The organism is Streptosporangium subroseum, assembly GCF_900188345.1.
Classification (GTDB): Bacteria; Actinomycetota; Actinomycetes; order Streptosporangiales; family Streptosporangiaceae; genus Streptosporangium; species Streptosporangium subroseum.
Genome location: NZ_FZOD01000005.1, coordinates 156,123 through 179,335, shown reverse-complemented (window position 1 = coordinate 179,335; position 23,213 = coordinate 156,123). Strand labels below are relative to the sequence as shown.

Sequence of the window (23,213 nt, the reverse complement as noted above, 5' to 3'; positions counted from 1 at the left end):
AAGGCCTCGCACGACGCTTTACGGTCATCGGGCCGTTTATATCCGAAATGTCAGCTCTCCCTTTTCGGGACCAATGGACAAGACCACAGGTCCGGCCCTGCAAAATACGAAGGAGTTCCGCCCCGGATCATCAGGACGGAACGAGGTGGGAATCCTGTTCGATCCCCACCTCAACGCCGTCGGAACCCTTGCTGTCGGCTCCAGCGGCGGAGTAAAGGTGTTGATTTTCGCCGCACAAGTCGTCAGCATGCCCCGGTGACCTCACCCAGCCTGTTCCGGCATCGGAACTTCATGCTCCTGTTCGGCGCCGACACGATCAGCCAGGTCGGCACGCAGATCAGCATGCTCGCGCTTCCACTGGTCGCGGTGCTCGCGCTCAAGGCGAGCGAGTTCGAGACCGGACTGCTGGTCGCGGCCGAGACCGCCGCGTTCCTGCTGGTGGGGCTGCCCGCCGGGGTGTGGGTGGACCGGATGCGCAGGCGGCGGATCCTGATCACCGCGGATCTGGTCCGCGGCGCACTGCTGCTGTCGGTGCCGATCGCGTGGTGGCTCGATGGGCTGACCCTCCCCCATCTGTACGGCGTGGCGCTCGGCATGGGCCTGGCCACGGTCTTCTTCGACATCTCCTACCAGAGTTACCTGCCGAGCCTGGTCGGGCGGGAGCGACTGGTGGACGGCAACGCCAAGTTGGAGATCGTGCGGACGACGGCGGGCGTGGCCGGGCCCGGCGTGGGCGGTCTGCTGGTTCAGGCGCTCACCGCGCCGGTCGCGGTGCTCCTGGACGCCGTCAGTTTCCTGGGCTCGGCGCTGTTCCTGTGGCGGATCAACGCCACCGAGCAGGTGCCGGACCGCGCGGCGCGGCGGAGCCTCCTCAAGGAGATCGGCGAGGGATTGCGGTTCGTGTCCACGCACCGGATCCTGCGGATGATCGCCGCCTGCACCGCCACCTCCAACTTCGGCAGCGGGATGCTGGCGGCCGTCGAGATGATCTTCCTGGTCCGGGTGATAGGTCTCTCCCCCGGCGGCATCGGCCTGCTGTTCTCGGTGGCGGCCCTCGGCGGGCTCGTCGGCGCGACAATCGTGAGCGTGGTCGGCCGCCGGGTCGGCACCGCCAGGATCATCTGGCTGTCCAACCTCGTGACCAACCCGTTCATGCTCCTGGTGCCGCTCGCCGAGCCCGGCTGGAGAATGTCGCTGTTCGCGATCGGCATGTTCATGAACGGGATCGGCGTGGTGCTCTACAACGTCGGACAGCTCAGCTTCCGCCAGAGCGTCACCCCCGAGCACATGCTCGGCCGGATGAACGCCACCATGCGTTTTGTCGTATGGGGCACGATTCCCCTCGGCGGCCTGGTCGGAGGGGTGCTGGGCGAACTTTTCGGCGCCCGCACCACACTGTGGATCAGTGTCGCGCTGGGGCTGCTGTCGGTGGTGCCGCTGCTGCTCTCCCCGCTGCGCACGATGCGCGACCTGCCCGCCGCGGACCAGGTCGACGCCCGGCCCTGAGCCGCAGCCCGGCCGTCGCCTGCCGGGCAGGTGTCAGCCGGGCTGGCTGTTGTCCTTGAGCGTGCCCCAGCCGTGCCAGCCGTCGATCTCGATCCAGGCGCTGACCCGGCTGCGATCCCGCCGCGGGTACGGCTTCCCGGTGTACTGCTGAGACAGCCTGTCGATGCCGACCAGATCCTTGTCGTCGCGCATCTCGGCGACGTGCCCGATGATGCTGACGTGTGTGTACCAGTCGCCCTCGTCGAGCACGGTGAGGGCGACCCGGGGATCGTCGCGCAGATGACCCAGCCGCTTGCGGCCCTCATCCATGTTGACCAGGATCCGGCCGTCGTCCCAGAGATACCAGGTAGCCGTGGACACCGGCTGTCCGTCGGACCGAAGCGTCGTGATGACGGCGGGATTCGGCTTTTTCAGCATGGCGACTGCTTCCTCGGGAAGCGGCGGCTTTGACATGATCACTCCTCTTCGCCTCGGCGTCCCCCCACGGTGAAGGTCACGCATGCGGCTCGCGAGATATACATCCACGGTGTCACATCTCAGATGGTCACGACTCGGCGACCCTCCGTGAACGGTTCGTCTCATATCGGAACGCCCGTCCAGGCGGCCGGAACCCCTGGCGCGCAGGTGGCGTCGACGGGCCTCGCCGAAGGTGCCGAGCACGTACCCACCGGTGGGAACCCCGTCCCTCGGCATGGCGATCCGGCGGCGCGGCGTGGGTCGAACGGCAGGGCGATCCGGCGGATCAGCCCGTGGCGGCTCGGCGGAGGTCGAACAGCTCCGAGGGGGAGATCGGCATCTTGTCGATCCTGATCCCCTCGGCGTCCTCGATGGCCGAGGCGATCACCGCCGAGCCCGGGATCACCCCCGCCTCACCCGCCCCCTTGATGCCCAGGGGGTTGAGCGGGGACGGAGTCTCCAGGTGGGCCGTCTCGATGGAGGGGATCTCCGTGGCATAGGGCATCAGGAAGTCCATGAACGAGGCGTTCAGCAACTGACCGTGGTCGTCGTAGACCATGCGCTCGTACAACGCGCCACCGACGCCCTGGGCGACCCCGCCGTGAATCTGCCCCTCCACGATCATCGGGTTGATCAGGTTTCCGCAGTCGTGGACGACGGCGTAACGCAGGATGCGGATCTCGGCCGTCAGCGAATCGGTCTCGACGATCGCCGCGTGCATGCCGGAGGCGAACGTCGAGCGGATCGGCGAGTAGTAGTCGCGTCCCTCCAGCCCCGGTTCCTCCCCCGCCTCCACCGGCGGCCGGTCGAAGGACGACGCCCCGGCGAACTGGGTCGCCCGGGCCGTCTCGGAGTCGAAGGCGTAGCGCAGGGGGTTGGACAGCACCGCCACCGTCGCCAGCGGGATCGAGGCGCCGGGCGAGCCCACCACCCTCACCTCGCCGTCGATGATCTCCAGGTCGCGGGGGTCCGCCTCGAGCGCCTCGGCGGCGATCCGCAGCGCCTTCTCCCTGACCTTCCTGCACGCCAGGGCGATCGCGTTGCCGCTCATCACCGCGGCCCGCGAGGCGAACGTGCCGACCGCGTAACCGAACCTGCGGGTGTCGCCGGTGACCACCGAGACCCGTTCCATCGGCACGCCGAGCTCGGCCGCGGCGATCTGCGCGAACACCGTCTCGTGGCCCTGGCCCTGTGAGGTGAGCCCGGTGGAGACGTGCACCCGGCCGTCGGAGGTGATCTGGACGTGGCCGCCCTCGTAGGGGCCGACTCCGGTGCCCTCGACGTAGCAGCCGATGCCGAGCCCGATCCTCCGTCCCTCGGCCGCCGCCTGGGCCTTCAGCGCGGGGAAGCCGTCCCAGCCGATGAGCTCCTTGAGCAGTCGCAGCGACTCGGGGTAGTCGCCGCTGTCGTAGATCAGCGGACGGCCGTCCTGGAAGATCAGGCCCTGGTCGTAGGGGAACTCGTCGGGCTGGATGAAGTTGATCTCGCGCACCGCCGTACGGTCCGCCCCCAGGTATTCGGCGATGTGGTCCATCGTCCGCTCCATGCAGAAGACCCCCTGCGGGCGGCCCGCCCCACGGTACGGCGTGACCTGCACGGTGTTGGTGTAGATCGAGGAGAACTCGACCCGGTAGGCGCCGATCTTGTAGGGGCCGAGGAGCTGGGTGGAGGTGATGATCGGGACGATGATCCCGTACGGCGTGTAGGCGCCGTGGTCGTGCAGGATGTTCACGTCGAGGCCGAGCACCCTGCCGTCGTCGTCGAAGCCGACCCTGACGAACTGAACCTGGGCCCGCTCGTGCGCCGAGGAGACGAAGTGCTCGCGCCGGTCCTCGGTCCACTTGACCTCGTGGCCGAGCAGCATCGCCGCCCACGGGACCAGCACCTCCTCCGGCCACGGATGCACGATCTTGACGCCGAACCCGCCGCCCACGTCGGGCGCGATCACCTCGACCTTGGGCAGCGGCAGGCCGAGCTTGGCCGCGATGGCCATGCGGACGCTGGTGGAGGTCTGGGTGCTGGAGTAGACGCGCAGGGACCGGTCGTCGGCGTCCCAGCGGGCGTACACCCCGCGCCCCTCCAGCGGCATGGAGGCGCTGCGCTCGATGTCGAGCCGGAAGGTCAGCGTGTGCGGCGCGGTCTCGATCAGCTCCCGCGCGTCGAGCCCGTCCGCCGAGGGCACCTCCTGGATCAGGTGCGCGCCGACGTTGTCCGGCACGTCCTCGTGGACGAGCTGCGCCGACTGCGCCGCCTCCTCCACCCCGACCACCGGCTTGAGCAGCTCGTAGTCCACCTGGATGAGCGCGCAGACGTCCTCGGCGAGGTAGCGGTCGCGGGCGACGACCATCACGACGGGCTCGCCGACGTGCCTGACGACGTCGCGGGCGAGGGGGTAGGCGGTGCGGCCGTGCGTCAGCGCCGGGTGCGGGATGAGCAACGGCAGCGGCTGGGCGAGGAGGGTGGGCAGGTCCTCCCACGTGTAGATCGCCACCAGCCCCTCCACGTCGAGGGCGTCCGACACGTCGATGTCGCGGATCCGGGCGTGGGCGTGCGGGGATCGGACGAACGCCACCTCGAGCGCGCCCGCTCCCAGGTCGTCCACGTAGCGTCCCTGCCCGGTGAGCAGCCGGGGGTCCTCCCGCCGCTGAACCGGCTCTCCGAACAGCTTCGTGCTCATGATGTCCTCGCCTCGTGCCCGTCCCTGTCCTGTCCCGCGGCTCGGGGTCCGCATCGGCACACGCCGCACCCACTCACACGATCTCCTCGCTCCACGGTTCGGAGTCCGTATCGGCGCACGCCGTGCCCGCAGGCCCGGTCCCGTCGCCCCCTCACACGATCTCCTCGCCCGGCTGCTCGGAGTCCGCGTCCGCTCGCCGCTCCTCCGCCATGATCTCGGCCGCGCGATGAACGGACTTGATGATGTTCTGATACCCCGTGCACCGGCACAGGTTGCCGGAGATGCCCTCCAGCACCTCCTGCTCCGTCGGCGCCGGGTTCTCCCGCAGCAGGGCGGTCACCGTACACAGGAAGCCGGGGGTGCAGAAGCCGCACTGCAGGCCGTGGCACTCGCCGAAGGCCCGCTGCACCGGCGACATCGTGCCGTCGCGTGCGGCGAGCCCCTCCACGGTGGTGATGTCGTGCCCGTCCACGGTGACCGCGAACGTCAGGCAGGACCGGACGGGCTCGCCGTCCAGCAGCACCGTGCAGCAGCCGCAGACCCCGTGCTCGCAGCCGACGTGGGTGCCCGTCAGGCCGAGATCGTGCCGCAGGCAGTCCGACAGCAACCGCCGCCCCGGCACCTCGACCTGCCGGATCATCCCGTTGACGGTCAGCGTGATCTCATGCACCGGTGGCCTCCCTGGCCGCGTCACGGAGTGCCTGCTCGGCCAGGACCCCGGTGAGATGCCGCCGGTAGTCGGCGGTCGCGTGAATGTCGGTCTCCGGGTCGACACGATCCTGTACGGCCCACGCCGCCGAGGCCCAGTCGGCCGTCGCCGGCGGCCGGTGACCGCATGCCGCGGTGACGTCGACGACCACCGGGACGGGGCCGACGCTCACGCACGCCACCGTGGCCGAGGTGATCCGCAGGTCGTCGTCCAGGCGGACCAGGGCCGCGATCCCGGCCAGGGCGTAGTCGCCGTGCCTCCTGGCGACCTCGCGGAACGCGGTGCCCGAGCGCGGGAGCAGGGCGGGGAAGAACGCGGAGACGGCCAGCTCGCCGGATTCGACCGCCGATTCCAGGGGCCCCACGAAGAAGTCGGCGGCCGGGACGTCGCGGGTGACGCCGGGTCGCGCCAGCCGTACCGAGCCTCCCAGAAGGGCCAGTACGGCGGGCAGCTCGGCGGCCGGGTCGGCGTGCGCCAGGCTGCCGACCACGGTGCCCCGGTTGCGGATCACCGGGTGGGCGACCAGCCGGAGCGCCTCGCGGAGCAGCGGCTGAACGGCCGCGACCCGCTCGGACCGCTCCACCTGGGCGTGCCTGGCCAGCGCGCCGACGCGGACGCCGTCCGGCCCCACGTCGAGGGTGGCCAGCTCGGACAGCCGGTTGATGTCGACGAGGTGCGCCGGGGCGGCCAGCCGCATGTTCAGCATCGGGATCAGGCTCTGGCCGCCCGCGAGGACCTTGCCGTGCTCCCCGGCCTCGGCGAGGGCGTCGAGCGCCTCGCCGAGGGAGCGGGGTGCGTGGTAGTCGAAAGGGGGTGGCTTCACCCGGCGGCCTCTCGTTTCAGCCCGGTCGGCTCGGTATCGGGAACGGGGCCGGCGGGACCACCGGAACCATCGGAACCGCTGCCCGCACCGGTGCGGTTGGAGATCGCCCGGAGCACGTGATAGCCCACGAGGACCACGATGGTGCCGAGGGCGATGCCCTCCAGCGTGAAGTCCGAGCTGATCATCTGCTTGACCGGGCCGATGGCGAGGATGATGCCCGCTCCGATCGGAACCATGTTGACCGGGTCGGAGAAGTCCACCCGGTTCTCGATCCAGATCTTCGCGCCGAGCAGGCCGATCATGCCGTAGAGGATGACGGTGATGCCGCCGAGCACGCCGCCCGGCGTCGCCGCGACCAGCGCGCCGAACTTGGGGCAGAGGCCGAACAGGATCGCGATGACGGCCGCGATGTAGTACGCGGCCGTCGAGTAGACCCTCGTCGCGGCCATGACCCCGATGTTCTCGGCGTAGGTGGTGGTCGGGGAGCCTCCGAAGGCGCTGGCCACCACGGTGGCGGCCCCGTCACCGATGATCGCCCGGCCGATGTAGGGGTCCACGTCGGTGCCGGTCATCTCGCCGACCGCCTTGACGTGGCCCACGTTCTCGGCGACCAGCGCGATCACGGCAGGGAGCACGAGGATCACGGCGGAGACCTTGAAGTCGGGGAGGTGCATGTTCGGCAGGCCGATCCAGTCGGCCTGGGCCACCGCGCCGAAGCTCACCCTCGGGTGCGCGTCGACCGCGCCGGTGCCGGCGTTGTAGGCGGTGATGTCGCCGAAGATCCTGTCGGCCCCCCAGGAGAGGAGGAAACCGATGATCAGTCCGAGCAGGATGCCGATCCGGCCGATGAACCCCTTGAAGAGCACGATGATCAGGAAGGTGACGCACATCGTGATCAGGGCGATCCACTGGTCCTGCGGCCAGTAGATGTCCGCGACCACGTACGCCAGGCCGAACCCGATCAGCATGACGACCGCGCCGGTGACGACCGGCGGGAAGATCCGATGGATGATCTGCACGCCGACGTAGTGGATCGCCACGCCGATGAGCGCGAGCACCAGTCCCACGACGAGGATCGACCCGGTGACGATCGCGTCGGCCATGGGGACGTCACCGCCGAAGGCCGCCCGGATGGCGAGCACCCCGCCCACGAACGACGCGCTGGTCCCGAGATAGCTGGGGATCTTCCCCTTCACGATGAGCAGGAACATGATCGTCGCGACGCCCGAGAACATGATGGCGACGTTCGGGTCCAGCCCCATGACCAGGGGGAAGACGAACGTCGCACCGAACATCGCGATGACGTGCTGCGCGCCGAACCCGACCATGCGCGGCCAGGAGAGCCGCTCGTCCGGTTTGACGACCTCTCCCGGTGCCAGGGTTTTTCCGTCGCCGTGTTTTGTCCAACCTGCAACCATCAAGCCCACCTTTCACCGGGCCGTCGGTCGGTGGCCGCCCCGCAGGCATCCCTCCGGCGAATCCCCATGCTGTCGTTGCGGGCACATTAGGCCCGCGATCACGCCCTTACACCGTCATGATCTGCCAAATCTGAGTCGCTGACCAGTGAAAGCGTCGCGCACGATCGGCGAGAACGCCCGGTGAACACGCGAGGAACCACGAAGACCTCCCGCGCGCGGCCTCGCCGGGCCCTTCACGAGGCGACGGTGCGAACCGCCCGATTCAACCATCCAAGCGGTGCGTAACGCACCTATGCCAGGGCGGAACGGCTGCTTACCGTACTCCCAACTCACTTCTGGAGGCCCGGATGGCTGACACCGTCGGCATGGACGACTACTCGCTGGCACGTGTGCCCGCCGAAGCGCGCTACCCCTGGTGGTCGATCGCCGTACAGCGGTTCGGCCAGGTCTCGGCCCTGACCCAGTTTCTGCTCGGCGCGACGCTCGGCTTCGGGATGGACTTCTGGGGCGCGTTCTGGGCGTTGACCATCGGCGCGGTGATCCTGGAGTTCGGGATGATCTTCGTGGGTATCATCGGCATGCGCGAGGGCCTGTCCACCTCGATGCTCGCCCGCTGGACCGGGTTCGGCCGCGGCGGCTCCGCGGTGATCGGGCTGGCGATCGGGATCAGCCTGATCGGATGGTTCGGCGTCCAGTCGGGCGTCTCGGCCCGCGGCCTGTCGGCGCTGATCGGCGGGCCGCCGGAGTGGGTGTGGGCGATCGCCTTCGGCCTCGCCGTCACGGCCATCGTCATGCTCGGCTTCCACTCCATGGCCTGGACCGCCTACCTGACCGTCCCGCTCTTTCTCGCGCTGGTCGCCTGGTCGATCATCTCCGAGCTGAGCAGTCACCCGCTCGGCGCGCTCGTCTCCTCCCCGCCACCGGGGCCGGCCATGACCCTGCTCCAGGGGGTGGCGCTGGTCGCGGGGAGTCTCATGGTCGGCGCGGTGATCACTCCCGACATGACACGGTTCAACCGGAGCGCCGCCGACGTCGTCAAGCAGACGCTGGTCGGCGTCACCCTGGGCGAGTACGTCATCGGACTCTCGGGAGTGCTCCTCGCCCACGCGGTCGGCAGCTCCGACGTCATCGCGATCGTCACCTCCTCGGTCGGCCTGGTCGGCACGCTGGTGATCGTCGCGGGGACGCTGAAGATCAACGACTGGAACCTGTACTCCTCGGGCCTGGGCATCGTGAACTTCGTCGTCGTCATCACCGGCCGCCGCCCCAACCGGGCCGTGGTCACCGCGATCGTCGGCGTGGCGGGCACGCTGCTGGGCGCGGCCGGGATCCTCGACCAGTTCACGAACTTCCTGCTGATCCTCGGGGTGGTGTTCCCGCCGATCGCCGGGATCATGATCGCCGAATACTTCGTGGTGCGCCGCTGGCGCGACCGGCTCGCCGAGGGCCGCGCGGCGGGCGCCGCCCCGTCGAGCTCTCCGATGTGGGTCCCCGCGACCCTGGTGATATGGCTGGTCGCCTCACTCGTCGGCCAGTACGTCACCGCCGGGCTGGGCAGCGTCAACTCCCTGGTCGTGGCCTTCCTCCTCTACGTCGTCTGCGGGAAGCTCGGCCTGGTGAGAGAAGTGGGAACCGCTCCGTCCGACATCGCGATCTCCGAGGGGGCCCGGGCATGAGGATCGGCATCGACGTGGGCGGCACCAACACCGACGCGGTCCTGATGGACGGCGAGCGGGTGGTCGCCGCGGTGAAGCGGAGCACCACCCGGGACGTCACCGGCGGAATCGTCGCGGCCCTCGAAGGCCTGCGGGACCAACTCCTCCACGACCGGCCCGGGGCCGGATCCCCACGGGCCGCGGGCGGTACGGACACCGCGACACTGAGCGACGTGAACGCCGTGATGATCGGCACCACGCACTTCATCAACGCGCTGGTGGAGGCCGATCGGCTCGCCCCCACCGCGGCCGTACGGCTCGGCCTGCCCGCCACCTCGGCCCTGCCCCCGTTCGTGGACTGGCCGGACGCGCTGGTCGAGGCCGTCTCCGGCCGCGGCTACCTGTGCCACGGAGGCCACGAGTTCGACGGGCGGCTCATCTCCGAACTGGATCCCGACGAGCTGCGCCGTACCGCCGACGACATCCGTGCCCGCGGCATCCGTTCGGTGGCGGTCTCCTCGGTCTTCTCCCCGGTGAACATCGAGTTCGAGGAGCGGGCCGCGGAGATCCTCGCCGCCGAACTGCCGGGCGTGCCGATCTCGCTCTCCCACGAGATCGGCCGGATAGGCCTGCTGGAGCGGGAGAACGCCACGATCGTGAACGCGGCGCTCAGGGAGCTCGCGACCGGCATCGTGGACGGCCTGGCCGGGGCGATGGCGGGACTCGGCATCACCGCGCCCCTCTACCTCAGCCAGAACGACGGCACGCTGATGGACCTGGAGTTCGCCAGGCGCTACCCGGTCGCCACCTTCGCCTCGGGACCGACCAACTCCATGCGCGGCGCCGCGGCGCTGTCCGGCATCGGCACCTGCGCGGTCGTCGACATCGGCGGCACGACCAGCGACATCGGCATCCTCAGCGGCGGCTTTCCCCGCGAGGCGACGACCGAGGTCACGGTCGCGGGCATCCGCACCAACTTCCGGATGCCCGACGTGCTGTCGATCGGCCTCGGCGGCGGCAGCCGGATTCACCCCGACCACGGCGTGGGTCCCGACTCGGTCGGCTACCGCCTGCCCGAGCAGGCGCTGGTGTTCGGCGGCTCGACCCTCACCGCCACCGACATAGCGGTGGCCGCGGGCCGGGCGGAGATCGGCGACCCCTCGCTGGTCGCCCACCTGGACCGGAGCATGGTCCAGGCGGTCCTCAAGCGGATCGCCGACGAGGTGGCCGAGGCCGTGGAGCGGATGCGGACCAGCCCGGAGCCGCTCCCCGTGGTGGCGGTCGGCGGCGGATCGATCCTCCTGCCCGACGAGCTGCCCGGCTGCGGCACCCTGCACCGGCCGGGCAACCACTCGGTGGCCAACGCCATCGGCGCGGCCATCGCGCAGATCGGCGGCGAGGTGGACCGGATCTACACCGTCGCCCCCGGCCGCCGGGAGACCGTACTCGACGAGGCCCGCCAGGAGGCCGTTGACCGGGCGATCGCGGGCGGCGCGCAGCCGGGCAGCGTCCGGATCGTGGAGTTCGACGAGATCCCGGTGCCCTATCTCCCCGGGGACGCCACGCGCATCCGGGTGAAGGCCGTGGGCGACCTGGCGATCAAGGAACTTTCGACGAAGGGAACGGGACATGCGTGAGATCGGCCTCGACGACCTCGCCGACATCGCCACGGGAGCGGCGATCCTCGGCACGGGCGGGGGCGGCGACCCCTACATCGGCCGCCTCATGGCCCGCGCCGCCCTGCGGGAGAACGGCCCGGTGAAGCTGACGCCGCTGGCGGAGCTGCCCGACGACGCGGTGGTCCTGCCGGTCGCGTCCATGGGCGCGCCCACGGTGATGGTGGAGAAACTGCCCGCCGCCGACGAGCTCTCCAACGCGGTGGAGGCCCTGTGCGGCTACCTCGGCCGTCGCCCGACCCACCTGGCCTGCGCGGAGGCGGGCGGCGTGAACTCGCTGATCCCCGTCGCCGCGGCGGCCAGGACCGGCCTGCCGCTCATCGACGCCGACGGCATGGGCCGCGCGTTCCCCGAGCTGCAGATGTTCGTCCCCGGCCTCTACGGGGTCAAGGCCTCCCCGATGGCGATGTCCGACGACAAGGGCAACCGGGCGGTCATCCACACCGTCGACAACCACTGGACCGAGCGGCTCGCCCGAGCGGCCACCGTGGAGATGGGCGGCTCGTCCACGACCGCCCTCTACGCCATGACCGGCCGGCAGGCCCGCGAGTACATGGTGCCCGGAACGCTGTCGCTCTGCGCCGAGCTCGGCGCGCTGGTCGAGCGTCACCGGACCACCGGCGACACGGCCGAGGCGGTCGCGGAGCGGCTCGGCGGGCGGGTGCTGTTCACCGGCAAGGTCCTGGACGTCGAACGCCGCACCGTCGGGGGATTCGCCCGGGGCACGGCGAGGCTCACCGACGGCTCGGCCGAGCTGCGCCTGTCGTTCCAGAACGAGCACCTGCTGGCCGAGCTCGACGGGGTGCCCGTGGCGACCACGCCCGACCTGATCTGCGTGCTCGACCAGCAGACGGGCGTTCCGGTGACGACCGAGGGCACCCGGTACGGCCAGCGGGTCACGGTGCTGGTCGCCCCGTGCGACCCTCGCTGGCACACGCCGGAGGGCCTGGCACTCGTCGGACCGAGGTACTTCGGATACGACCTCGACCCCGTGACAACCTAGAGAGGTGATCACCGAGCAGGACGTCGCCGCCCTCGACAGTGGCTGTGTCCTGCTCGGTTCCGGCGGCGGCGGTCCCAGCGCCACGATGGCGACGCTGCTGCGGCAGCGGCTCCGCGCGGCCCCGGTACCGTTCCTGGCGGTCGCCGACCTCCCCCGTGACGCCGTGGTCGTGCCGATCGGGTTCATCGGATCGACCGGACTGCTGGACGAGAAACTCCCCTCCGGCGGCGAGCCGAACGAGGCGATCGAGGTGGTGGCCCGCTGGAGCGGCGTCCGGGTGGACGCGGTCATGTCCCTGGAGGCGGGCGGCGTCAACGGGCTCGCCGCGTTCTGCTGCGGGCGGCCGGTGGTGGACGCCGACCTCATGGGACGGGCCTTCCCCAGGCTCGGCCACATGTCCACCTCGCGGGCGAACGTGGCCGCCGGGCCGTACGCGATGGTGGACGCCGCGGGCCGGACCACGGTCATGGACCGGTGCGACCCCGACGCGGGAGAACGGATGATCCGCGGCGCACTGGCGGCGAGCGGCGGCTGGGCCGCGTTCGCGCACTGGCCGATCCGCGCCGTGGACCTCCCCGGGCAGGCGATTGTCGGCAGCCTCTCGCGCGCCCTCGCCCTTGGGCGCACCATGCTGTCGCTGCCGGGGCGCGCACCGCGTGCGGCGGCCCTCGGCGGCAGGCTCGCCGGGACCGGGCGGGTCGTCGAGGTGAACAGGAGCCCGAGCGGACGGGGCACCGTGACGGTCCTGGACCACGGTGGAGCCGTGCTGCGCGTGGAGATGGAGAACGAGTACCAGGTCGTGTTCCGGGACGGCGTGGCGGTGGCGACCACCCCCGACGTGCTCTGCCTGCTGGAGTCGCGGACCGGGGCGCCGATCGCCTGCCACAAGATACGGCCCGGACACCGGGTCGAGGTCGTCCAGCTGGCATCCCCCGCTCTCTGGCGCCGGCCCAACCGCCTCGCCCAGGTCTCCCCCGCGGCGTTCGGCATCGAGATCCCCCCGTGCCTGATGGAGGACGGCGACGCCGATGACCCGGCCCCCGCCGGAGGCGGCCCATCGCGCTGGGACGGCCCGCCGCACGGAGATGACCCGCCGATTGGAGACGGTCTGCCGCAGCGGGACGACCTGCCGATTGGAGACGGTCTGCCGCAGCGGGACGACCTGCCGGACGGAGAGGGCCGATGATCATCGCGGATCTGTTCGTCCGGGCCCCGCTGGTCGCGCTCGCGGGTGAGACATCAACGAAACGCCAGGTCACCGGTGTGCGCGTGGCGGCGAGAACGGCCGGCGCGACCCTCTCTCCCGGGGAGCTGCTCGTCCTGCTGGACCCCGACCGCACCGCCTGGCGGCTGGACGCCGAGCTGAGCCGGGTGGCCGAGGCCGGGGCCGCCGGGCTGCTGGTTCCGGGGACCGAACCGCTGCTGCGCAGCACGGTCCTGCTCGCCGACCGGTTGGAGATGCCCGTACTCGGCTGCGGGGAGGATCCGCTGGAGACGGCGATGAGGCTGGCCGTGCTGGTCGCCTCCCCCGAGGTGGACGTGGCACGGCGGATTCTCGCGGCACATCGGGTTCTCGACGCCGGTGCGACCGCCCTCGCGGAGATGCGCGACCGGACGAGCGCGGTCCTGGGAACCGAGGTCACCGTACTGGCGAGGGACGGGGCCGTACTGCTCGGCCCCGCCATACCGGCTCGGGTCAGGACGACCGTCCCGGTGCGTCAGCGGCTGACGGGCGGCGGCGTCGCGGTACCGGTCCTCGCCCCCGACGGCCGGACCCCGGAGCTGTGGCTCGTCACAGGCGGCACGGCGGGCGAAGCGGCGACCGGCTCGGCCGCGGTGGCCGGCGACGAGGAGGTTCTCGCGGTGGCCGCGGCGGCGGTCCAGCGATCGCTGGCACTGCGCCGGGTGGATGTGGAGCGCGATGCCCGGCGCAGGTCGGGCCTGCTCGGCGAGCTCCTTCAGGCGGGCGACGATCCCGGCCCCTCGCTACGCCGCCGCGCGGCGGAGGCGGGCTGGCGGCTGGACGGCTGGCACACGGGCATCCGCATCGGCGTGAGCCGCTCGGTGGACGTGGTGGCGCTGAGCACCGACGTGGTCTCCGCGCTGGCCGCCGAGGGAGTCGCGGCGGTCGTCGTGGCGGAGGACGACGGCTGGATGGCCTGGGTGACCAACGACACCGAGCCCGGTCCCGGACCGGTGAACCGGCTGGCCGCTCGCGTCCGGCAGGCTCAGCGACGCCTGGCCGACCTCGACCTCCACGTGGGCATGGCCCGGCCCCACCTCGGCCCAGGCGGCATCGCCCGCACCCTGTCCGAGGCTCGTGACGCCGCCCGCCTGGCCGGGTCGCGGGTCGAGACCGGCCGTTTCCTGCACGTCGACCGCCTCGGCCTGGCCCAGCTCCTGCTTGCCTGGACCAGAACCGACACGTTCGTCCCCGCCGCCAAGGCGCTTCTCGCCACCCTGGACTCCGAGCCGGGCGACCTGATCCGGACCCTCACCGTCTATCTCGACGCCGAGTCCTCCCTGATCGAGGCCGCCGCCGTCCTGGGCGTTCACCGCAACACCATCGCCCGGCGGATCGCCAAGATCGGGCAGCTCCTCGGCGTCGACCTCACCGACCCCGACACCCGCCTGGCCCTCCACCTCGCCTGCCGCGTCGCACGCATCTGAGCCGCGCGCCTGAGCAGGAACCCGCCCGTCCGGAGCCGTTCAGCCGCGTTATCCGTGAGAGGCCGCCCGTCCGGAGCCGTTCAGCCTCGCCATCCGTGGGAAGCCGTCCGTCCGGAGCCACTCAGCCTCGCCATCCGGCAACGGGGGTTCCGCCCCGGACGACGGCCACGGGTGAAGACCGGCGGAGGTCAGCTCGCGGGGGCGACCACGCGGATCTCGAAGCCGTCACCGGTCACGACCTGCCCCGTACGGATCTTGCAGGTCTTGCGGAGCTCGATCTCGCCGTCCACCATGACGTTGCCATCGGCGATGAAATGCTTGGCCTGGCCGCCCGTGTCGGCGACGCCGCAATATTTGAGCAGGTCGCACAGTGGGATGTACTCGGTTTCCAGCTCAAAGGTCTCGTTCACGACCCAGAGTTTAGGTCCCGCCGGTCAAGGTGCCGTGCATCCGCAGGACATGCGGGACCACGACGAGGTTGGATGCCCCGCATCCGCAGGGCATGCGAGACGAGGGCGAGGTTCGGGTGCCGCGCATTCCCAGGCGTGCGGGACGAGGCTCAGGTCTCATGCGTACACAGGATGTGCGGGGCGCCGCGCATTCCCAGGAGTGCGGGACGGGGCGGGGTTCAGATGCCGCGCATTCGGAGAACGTGCAGGGCGAGGGTGAGGTTCAGCCGTAGATGTGCGTCCTCGGTGAAGCTGCCCAGCATCCGTTCGAGCTTACCGATCCGGTATCGCAGCGTGTTGTAGTGGAAGTGCAGCCGCCTGGCCGTCTCGGCGACGTTGAGGTTGGTCTCCAGCAGCACCTGCAGGGTCCGGCGCAGGTCCGCGTTCTCCGCGTCGGCGTCGGAGGCGAGCGAGCCGAGCGTCTCGCGGACGAAGGAGTGCAGCTCGGCGGTGTCGTTCACCAGGGACAGCAGGCGGTAGACGCCGAGCTGGTCGAAATGGGCGACCGCGCCGTGGCCGTGGAGCTGGCGGCCCACCCGGGCCGCCTTCAACGCCTGACCGTACGCCTCGGGCAGGGCCTCCGCCCCGACGGCGACGCGGCTGGCACCGGTGGAGAAGGTGGCGGGCAGGCATTCGGCGAAGGCGGCGGCGGCGTCCCTGGCCAGGCGGCCGGCGTCGACGGCGGCGTCCACGATCGTCACGACCTCGTGAGAGAACCCGGCCACCGCGCCGCGCGGGTCGTGGCGGCGCATCGCGGCGGTCCAGCAGGTGACCAGGCGATCCTGGGCCACGCGCTCGTCGCCCTCCGGGTCGAGCTCGGCCACCAGCACGGTGACCGGGCGCTCCAGGTCCCAGCCGAAGGTCTTGGCCCGCGAGGCGACCCGCTCGGAGCTGCCCGCCCTCCCGGTGAGCACGTCACGCAGGAAGTCCGCGCGGTATTTGCTCTCGACCGCGGTGACCGCCTCCTGCCGCGTCACCACCAGCGCGGCGACCGTGGCGGCACGTTCCAGGATGCCGATGTCGCTGTCGCCGATCGACCCGACCGGGCCGCAGGCGACGATCCGGCCGTGGTGGTGCCCGCCGGCGACGACGGGAACCGAGGTGTGGCGTCCTTCGGGGGCGTCGCGCAGCGCGGCCACGTACTCGGCGGGTCCGGCGGAGGCCAGCATCTGGCCCGCCCCGTCCAGTACGGCCACCGCCACGTCGAGCAGTCCGGCGACCTCGGCCGCCACCTCGCGCAGCCCTCCCCCGGCGAGCACGACCTGGACCAGCGCCCGGTGTGCCTCCTCGGCCCTGGCCATCACGGCGGCCTGACGGTTGAGGATGTCGGTCAGGACCTGGTTCAGGATGTCGTCGAAGCCGACGTCGTCCGGAAGCTGGATCAGCGGGAAGCCCAGCCGGTCCGCCTGCTCCACCATCTCCGGCGGCAGCCGGTCCAGATAGCGGCCGAGCTTGATCGCCAGCGCCGCCAGGCCGCGCTCGTCCAGGTCGATCACCAGCCGGTCGAGCGACTGGGGGGTGTTGCGCAGCGGGTAGCCGGTGGTGAGCAGCAGCTCGTGAGGCTTCACCCAGGCGAGGATGTCCGGGACCTCCATGACGTTGAGCCGCTGCACGATCCGGCCCAGTCCCCGCTCCCCCGCGATCAGCCGGGCTCCGGCCAGTGTCGAGACGCCGAGGACCTCTCCGACGGCGACTCCGTGGATGATCGTGCCGGTGCTGGCCAGACGCACGGGGGGTTCCATGAGGTGATTGTGACTGATGCACCCGTCTGTCAGGAAGAGCCAACCTTTAGCCAGACTGTTGGCATCTTTCTCCGTACGGCCTGGATCCATGCCCGTTCTACCGTCGCCTCAAGGGATAGGGGTGTCTGTGAGCGAGCTCAGCGAGCGAACCGCTGGAAAAGGGCCTGGAAAAAGCCCTGTGGCAAAGGTGGCCACATGACCGTTGGAACGCGTCCGAGGGCTCCGCGCGCGCACGTGCGGACGCACGGGACCGGTGCGGTCAGCACGGCACTGCGCCAGATGCTGGAGACGCCCCGCCGCCCCGCGCGAGTGCTGGCGGCCTTCCCCTCCGGGATCTACCTGGAGGTCCGCACGGAGCTCGAACCGCATGTGATCGCGGTGGTGACCGGGGACGCCACCCGCCTGCCCAACGCGATGGTGGTCACCGGCTCGATGCCGCAGGTCGCCGTGGGCGACGAGGCCTCCGTCGGCGACGGCTCGATCGAGATCGGACGGCTCAGCCTGCGGGCCCACCGCTGGTGGAACCCGGCCCCGACGCTCGGGCCCGTGGATCCCGTACGGCTGGCCCGCTCGCTGCCCGTGCTGGCCGAACTGTGCGACCGCTCACCGAGGCGTCCGGGGCTGGAGGGCAACCGTGCCGCCGACCTGCTGACCGAGGGATGCGCCGAGGCCTCGCTGCTGAAGAGCGTCACGGCCGCCGAGCAACTGGTGGGCCTGGGCCCCGGGCTCACCCCGAGCGGCGACGACGTGCTCGCCGGGCTGCTGGTCGCGCTGCGCCACCTGGGTACGGCGGCCGGGGTGAGCAGGGCCGTCTGGCTGGCCGACTGGCTGGCCGCCGCGGTCACCTTCGACGCCCGCGGCAGGACCACCCCCATCTCGGCGACACTGCTGCACTGCGCGGCCAGGGGCGAGGCCAGCGGCGAGGTGCTGGCCGTACTGCGGGGCATGGCCGGACGGCAGTCCCTGGAGCCCGCGCTGCACCGCCTGCTCCAGCTCGGCCACACCTCGGGAGCGGACCTGGCCTGCGGACTGCGCATCGGCCTGGCCGCGGTCATCGATCTGGAGGGCGGGGGCAGTTGAGCACTGATGTGGTCCGGATACCCACGGGCGTCTACCACGTGGAGGGCGGGGGCAGTTGAGTACCGATGTGGTCCGGATACGTACGGGCGTCTACCACGACTCGGTGAGCCTGATGCGGGTCAGCCAGGCACTCACCGCGCTGCCGGGGGTGGAGGTCGCGGTGGTGGCGATGGCCACCGAGCTCAACCGCGACATCGCCACCGAGCTGGGCTTCGACCTTCCCCAGACCGGCCCCGCCGATCTGCTGATCGCGCTGCGGAGCAGTGGTCCCGATGTGCTGGAGTCCGCCGACGCCGAGCTGGAGCGGCTGCTGACCGGGCTCGCCGGCCGGACGACGGGCGCGACCGCGGCCGAGCGGCCACCGCGGACCGTGCGCGCCGCCGCCCGCGGCCACGGCGCCACGCTGGCACTGGTCTCGGTGCCGGGCCCGTACGCGTTCGCCGAGGCGATGGACGCGGTCGAGGCCGGACTGTCCGTGATGATCTTCAGCGACAACGTGCCGGTCGAGCAGGAGGTGCTCCTCAAGAGGCGCGCCGGGGAGCTGGACGTGCTGGTCATGGGCCCCGACTGTGGCACCGCCGTGATCGGCGGGGTCGGCCTCGGCTTCGCGAACGTGCTCCGCCCCGGACCCGTCGGCGTGGTGGCCGCCTCCGGGACGGGGGCGCAACAGGTGACCTGCCTGCTGGACCTGGCGGGCGTGGGGGTCAGCCATGTGCTGGGCGTGGGCGGCAGGGACCTGTCGGCGGACGTGGGCGCTCTGTCCACCCTCCGCGCCCTGGAGGCGCTCGACGCCGACCCGGCGACCGAACTGATCATCCTGATCTCCAAGCCCCCGGCCCCCGAGGTCGCCGACGTCGTACGGGAAGCCGTCTCGAAGCTCGTAACACCGGTGGTGACCGCGCTGCTCGGCCCCGGCCAGGGCGACCTGACGGCCGCCGCCGAGACCGCCCTGCGCACCCTCGGCGTGCCGATCCCCGCGTGGCCTTCATGGCCCTCCACCGTGCCGAGCCCTCCGGACGCGACCCGCCTTCCCGGTGACTCCGCCGCCTCTGATGCCTCCGGTACTTCCGCCGCCTTCGGCGTCCCAGACTCATCCGGCCCTCCCGGTCCTCCCGGTGCCCTGGAGACTTTCGCAGCTTCCGGCTCCCCCGGTTCTCCCGGTGCCTCGGATGCTTCCGACTCGCCCGGTTCTCCCGGAAGGACGCTGCGGGGCATCTACTCGGGGGGAACCCTGTGCGTGGAGGCCCGGCTGATCGCCGGGACCGGGGAGTTCACCGATTTCGGCGACGACGCCTACACCCGCGGCCGGCCCCATCCGATGATCGACCCGTCGCTCCGCCTGGAGGCCCTGGCCGAGGTGCCGCCGGGCGCGGTCGTCCTGCTCGACGTGGTGCTCGGGCACGGCGCCGACCCCGATCCCTCGGTACGGCTCGCACCCGCGATCACCGCGGCCGTCGCCAGGGGGGTCCCGGTGGTCGTCGTGCTGGTCGGCTCCTCCGGTGATCCCCAGGGGCTGAACGCCCAGGCCGAGGCGTTGCACGCGGCCGGGGCCACCGTGTTCACGTCCAACGCGCGGGCCGCCGGGTACGCGGCCGATGTCGTCGCGAACACCCTGTGACCCACTAACCCGTTCCCCGCTCAGGAGTCGTCGATGACGTTGCCCATGCTCTCCGGCGAGCCGGAAGTGATCACTGTCGGCGCCGACGTGCTCGGCGAGGCGCTGGACGCGCAGGCCGTACCCAGGGTGAGGGTGGACTGGCGTCCGCCGATGCCCGGCACCGACGACGACCTGGCCCGGGTGCTGGCCGATCCGCGCAGGACCGGTGCCAACGAGACCGCCGTGGGCCGCCTGCTGTCCGCCCGGCCCCAGCTCATCGGAGTACGGCCGGCGCACGAGGTGCTCGACCTGCCGAAGGGCACGTTCCTGCACGCCGGGCCACCGATCGACTGGGAACGGGCGTCGGGCCCGATGCGTGGCGCGCTCATCGGGGCGATGCTGCTGGAGGGGCTGGCCGCCGACGCCGAGGAGGCCGGGGAGCGGCTGGCCGCCGGGCAGGCGCGGCTGGACTCCTGCCACCATCACCGGACCGTCGGCCCCATGGCGGGCGTCGTCACCCCGTCGATGTGGATGTTCGAGGTCCGTGACGCCGAGCACGGCGGCACCGCCTACTGCTCGCTCAACGAAGGCCTGGGCAAGGTGCTGCGGTACGGCGCCTACGGCCCCGAGGTGCTGGAGCGGCTGCGCTGGATGGGCGAGGTGCTCGGCCCCGTGATGCGGGCCACCCTGGACAAGCTGGGACCGCTGGACCTCACGTCGCTGATCGCGCAGGCCCTGCAGATGGGCGACGAGCTGCACAACCGCAACCGCGCGGCCACCTCGTTGCTGGTGCGTGAGCTGGCCCCCGGAATCGTGGACGCCTCCCCCGGCCACGCGGCCGAGGTCCTGCGTTTCATCAACGGCAACGACCACTTCTTCCTCAACGCGGGCATGGCCGCGTGCAAGGTCAGCACCGACGCCGCCAGAAACGTTCCCGGTTCCACCCTGGTCGTCGCGATGGCCCGCAACGGCACGGATTTCGGCATCCAGGTCTCCGGGCTGGGCGATCGCTGGTTCACCGGTCCCGCGGGCGTTCCCGACGGTCTCTATCTCGGCGCGTACGGCCCGGCCGACGCCAACCCCGACATCGGCGACTCCACGATCACCGAGACGGCGGGCCTGGGCGGCTTCGCGATGGCGGCGGCCCCGGCGATCGTCAGGTTCGTCGGTGGCGACGTGTCGGACGCGATGGCGGCCACCAGGTCCATGTATGAGATCACCCTGGCCGAGCACCCCGCCTACCAGATCCCCGGGCTCGACTTCCGGGGCACGCCGGTCGGCGTCGACGTCACGCTGGTCGCCAGGACGGGTCTGCTCCCCACGGTGAACACCGGCATCGCGGGCCGGGTGGCGGGCACGGGACAGGTGGGCGCGGGTCTGGTGAGCCCGCCCGCCTCGGCCTTTACCTCGGCTCTCGCGGCGCTGGCCGAGGTCGCCGGGCACAACCGCGCCTCAGCTATGTGATTCCTGCCAATAAATTGTGACGAAGCTGACAGTGCTGCTATCACGCCGGAGCGCATTCACCGACGTCAGCCCCTCACTCGGAAGATCGACTCCGCAGCAAGATCTGCTTCCGATAGATACCGTTATGTGCTTTCTTTGCAGGTCAACTTCCGCTAGCGAATGTTATCCCGATATCGTGGCCCACCTCACAAACGGAACTGGTTTAGGGGAACGGGGTCCGATGACCGATCGCTTGCTCGGCAAAGCCCCCCACGGGCCGGAGGGCGACGGCGCCCCGGGGACGGCGCCGGAGGGCCAGGGCAGGCTGGTGGGCAGACGCTACCGCCTGATGTCACCGGTGGGCCGTGGCGGAATGGGCATGGTGTGGCATGCGCACGACGTCCTGCTCGACCGGGACGTGGCCGTCAAGGAGCTGATCCTCCCCTATGGGATGGATCACGCGGGCAAGCAGGTGGCGCACCAGCGGATGCTGCGCGAGGCCCGCTCGGCGGCGCGACTCAGTCACCCCGGCATCGTCACCGTCCACGACGTCGTCGAGGAGGACGGCCGCCCCTGGATCGTGATGGAGCTGGTCCGCGCCTGGTCCCTGGAACAGGCCGTACGGCAGAGCGGGCCGCTGCCCGTGGTCCAGACCGCCGAGATCGGCGTCCGGGTGCTCGACGCGCTCCGCCACGCCCACGCCGCCGGGATCATGCACCGCGACGTCAAGCCCGGCAACGTGCTGCTCACCTCCGACCGGGTGATCCTCACCGACTTCGGCATCGCCGCCATAGAGGGTGACTCCACCATCACCCAGGCCGGCATGCTCATGGGCTCCCCCGCCTACATCCCGCCGGAGCGACTGTCCGGCCAGCGGATCACGCAGGCCGCCGACCTGTGGTCCTTCGGCGCCACGCTGTACGCGGCGGTCGAGGGACGCCCGCCGTACGAGGGCTCCGACTCGATGGCCGTGCTCGGCGCGATCCTCACCCAGGAGCCCACCCGCCCGCAACGGGCGGGGGCCCTGGTCGCGGTCCTGGAGGGATTGCTCCGCAAGAACCCCGCCGACCGGATGTCCGCCGCCCAGGTGTCGGACCTGCTGGACCGGATACTGCTCAGCCACGGCTCCAGCACCCCGAACCGGGCGCGCCCGCCGCACCCTCCGGCGATGCCGCCCCCCGGCGAACCCGTGCCGATGCACATGATGCCCCCGCTGGAGTCGCCGTCCGGCCCGATGCCCTCGCGGATCATCGAAACGCCCTCGGGCCCGGTACGGGTGCCCTACGACCCCGCGGCCAGCACGTCGGGCGGTTACCCGATGCCCTACGACGCGCTGTCCAGCCCCTCGGGCACGCACCGCACGGACCAGCTGGCCGCGCCCCATCCGTCCGTGTACTCCGCGCCTCCGATGGCCGGCCCGCCGAACGACGTCGCCGGCCTGTCCGGCGGGCACCAGCGCGGCTACGACGCGCTGCGCATCCCCACGGCCGGCCTCGAACGCGACGCGCCCGACGCGCCGTCCGACTCCTCGGGCGGCTTCCCCGGCGGCGCCTCCGGCGCCGGGCTGTGGCCCACCGCGGCCCCGTCCGCCCCGGCCCGTCGCGACAGCGCGCAGGACTCCCAGAGCCTGACCTCGCCCGGCCGGTCCGGCGACCGCAGGAGCCGCCGTCTCACGAACGACGGAGGCCGGAACCGCGACGGCCGCCCGCGACTTCGCCTGCTGCTGCTCGGCGGCATCGGGGCGCTGGCCGTCCTGGTCATCGCGCTGCTCGTCTTCCTGCCCGGCGACGACGCCACGGACACCGCGGCCACCACGGTTCCCTCCCCGGCGAGCTCCGCGACCTCCGGCGCCGAGCCGCCGTCCCAGGAGCCCGGCGAGGTCCCGGACGGGTTCAAGGCGCTGGAGGCGGGAGGGATCTCCGGCGCGGTGCCCGAGGGCTGGACGGTGAAGACGGGGACCGGCGGAGCCATCGTCTTCTCCGAGCCGAAGGCCGGCGGGCAGAACATCGTCGTCACCAAGGTCCCCGTCGCCGACCCCGTGACCGCGCTCGGCCGGGCCGACAAGGAGGGCCTGGAGGAGTACATCGAGGTCGGCGTGACGGCGGTGCCGTACCGCGGGTGGAAGGCCGCCGACTGGGAGTACACCTACTCCCAGTCCAACGGCGTCCCCATGCACGGGCTGACCCGCTACGTCGCCGTCAGCGGTCAGACCGCCTACGAGATCACCTTCAGGGCGCAGGACCTCGAGTGGGAGAAGAGCTCGGACGTCCTGGAGACCTTCTTCAGCACGTTCACCCTGACCGGCTGAA

General features: G+C 71.3%; 18 protein-coding genes. 11 read left to right on the top strand and 7 right to left on the bottom strand.

The window, feature by feature from the left end; all coding sequences use genetic code 11:
• Positions 1-73 precede the first annotated feature (73 nt).
• The gene (locus CHC08_RS48045) at positions 74-259 is read left to right on the top strand and encodes a hypothetical protein (RefSeq protein WP_143653132.1); all 186 of its coding nucleotides are present in this window, start codon (positions 74-76) and stop codon (positions 257-259) included.
• Positions 256-1,506 (top strand): MFS transporter, encoded by a 1,251-nt coding sequence (locus CHC08_RS07400; protein WP_089206425.1) that lies wholly within the window; start codon positions 256-258, stop codon positions 1,504-1,506. The genes CHC08_RS48045 and CHC08_RS07400 overlap by 4 nt, the downstream gene beginning before the upstream one ends.
• 33 nt (positions 1,507-1,539) lie before the next feature.
• Here CHC08_RS07400 and CHC08_RS07395 read toward each other — a convergent pair whose 3' ends face one another.
• The 5 genes from CHC08_RS07395 to CHC08_RS07375 form a co-directional block, all read right to left on the bottom strand.
• On the bottom strand, positions 1,540-1,959 hold the full coding sequence (locus CHC08_RS07395; RefSeq protein WP_089206424.1) for a PPOX class F420-dependent oxidoreductase: 420 nt from the start codon (positions 1,957-1,959) through the stop codon (positions 1,540-1,542).
• A 289-nt stretch (positions 1,960-2,248) separates the two neighbouring features.
• Positions 2,249-4,639 (bottom strand): aerobic carbon-monoxide dehydrogenase large subunit, encoded by a 2,391-nt coding sequence (gene cutA / locus CHC08_RS07390; RefSeq protein WP_089206423.1) that lies wholly within the window; start codon positions 4,637-4,639, stop codon positions 2,249-2,251.
• Positions 4,640-4,790: 151 nt separating this feature from the next.
• Positions 4,791-5,279, bottom strand: coding sequence for a (2Fe-2S)-binding protein (locus tag CHC08_RS07385; protein ID WP_089206541.1), 489 nt, complete (start codon positions 5,277-5,279; stop codon positions 4,791-4,793).
• 22 nt (positions 5,280-5,301) lie between these two features.
• A complete protein-coding gene (locus CHC08_RS07380; protein WP_089206422.1) occupies positions 5,302-6,171 on the bottom strand; it encodes an FAD binding domain-containing protein in 870 nt (289 codons plus the stop codon).
• Positions 6,168-7,589 (bottom strand): uracil-xanthine permease family protein, encoded by a 1,422-nt coding sequence (locus CHC08_RS07375; protein ID WP_089206421.1) that lies wholly within the window; start codon positions 7,587-7,589, stop codon positions 6,168-6,170. The genes CHC08_RS07380 and CHC08_RS07375 overlap by 4 nt, the downstream gene beginning before the upstream one ends.
• Before the next feature lie 347 nt (positions 7,590-7,936).
• On the opposite strand from CHC08_RS07375, the gene CHC08_RS07370 reads away from it, so the two are divergent.
• From CHC08_RS07370 to CHC08_RS07350, 5 genes are read left to right on the top strand one after another with little or no spacing between them, the layout of a single operon-like run.
• Positions 7,937-9,265 carry a purine-cytosine permease family protein gene (locus CHC08_RS07370; RefSeq protein ID WP_089206420.1) on the top strand — a complete coding sequence of 443 codons (1,329 nt, stop codon included), beginning with the start codon at positions 7,937-7,939 and terminating at the stop codon, positions 9,263-9,265.
• On the top strand, positions 9,262-10,881 hold the full coding sequence (locus CHC08_RS07365; RefSeq protein WP_089206419.1) for a hydantoinase/oxoprolinase N-terminal domain-containing protein: 1,620 nt from the start codon (positions 9,262-9,264) through the stop codon (positions 10,879-10,881). Before CHC08_RS07370 ends, CHC08_RS07365 begins: the two co-directional genes overlap by 4 nt.
• On the top strand, positions 10,874-11,923 hold the full coding sequence (locus CHC08_RS07360) for a DUF917 domain-containing protein (protein WP_089206418.1): 1,050 nt from the start codon (positions 10,874-10,876) through the stop codon (positions 11,921-11,923). The genes CHC08_RS07365 and CHC08_RS07360 overlap by 8 nt, the downstream gene beginning before the upstream one ends.
• Before the next feature lie 4 nt (positions 11,924-11,927).
• Positions 11,928-13,109: a DUF917 domain-containing protein gene (locus CHC08_RS07355; protein WP_089206417.1), complete on the top strand. Its 1,182-nt coding sequence runs from the start codon at positions 11,928-11,930 to the stop codon at positions 13,107-13,109.
• A complete protein-coding gene (locus CHC08_RS07350; RefSeq protein WP_089206416.1) occupies positions 13,106-14,593 on the top strand; it encodes a helix-turn-helix domain-containing protein in 1,488 nt (495 codons plus the stop codon). The genes CHC08_RS07355 and CHC08_RS07350 overlap by 4 nt, the downstream gene beginning before the upstream one ends.
• Before the next feature lie 188 nt (positions 14,594-14,781).
• On the opposite strand, the gene CHC08_RS07345 is transcribed toward CHC08_RS07350, so the two are convergent.
• Complete coding sequence (locus CHC08_RS07345) at positions 14,782-15,003, bottom strand: RNA-binding S4 domain-containing protein (RefSeq protein ID WP_089206415.1); 222 nt, start codon at positions 15,001-15,003, stop codon at positions 14,782-14,784.
• A 218-nt stretch (positions 15,004-15,221) separates the two neighbouring features.
• Positions 15,222-16,784 carry a PucR family transcriptional regulator gene (locus tag CHC08_RS07340; RefSeq protein ID WP_089206414.1) on the bottom strand — a complete coding sequence of 521 codons (1,563 nt, stop codon included), beginning with the start codon at positions 16,782-16,784 and terminating at the stop codon, positions 15,222-15,224.
• 195 nt (positions 16,785-16,979) lie between these two features.
• Here CHC08_RS07340 and CHC08_RS07335 point away from each other — a divergent pair, with 195 nt between their 5' ends.
• The 4 genes from CHC08_RS07335 (at position 16,980) to CHC08_RS50570 (ending at position 23,212) form a co-directional block, all read left to right on the top strand.
• Complete coding sequence (locus CHC08_RS07335) at positions 16,980-17,864, top strand: oxamate carbamoyltransferase subunit AllH family protein (protein ID WP_089206413.1); 885 nt, start codon at positions 16,980-16,982, stop codon at positions 17,862-17,864.
• 55 nt (positions 17,865-17,919) lie between these two features.
• Entirely contained in the window at positions 17,920-19,482 is a 1,563-nt protein-coding gene (locus tag CHC08_RS07330) for an FdrA family protein (RefSeq protein WP_089206412.1), read from the top strand.
• Positions 19,483-19,515: 33 nt separating this feature from the next.
• Positions 19,516-20,925, top strand: coding sequence for a YlbE family protein (locus tag CHC08_RS07325; RefSeq protein WP_089206411.1), 1,410 nt, complete (start codon positions 19,516-19,518; stop codon positions 20,923-20,925).
• 220 nt (positions 20,926-21,145) lie between these two features.
• On the top strand, positions 21,146-23,212 hold the full coding sequence (locus CHC08_RS50570; protein WP_218825149.1) for a serine/threonine-protein kinase: 2,067 nt from the start codon (positions 21,146-21,148) through the stop codon (positions 23,210-23,212).
• Position 23,213 lies beyond the last annotated feature (1 nt).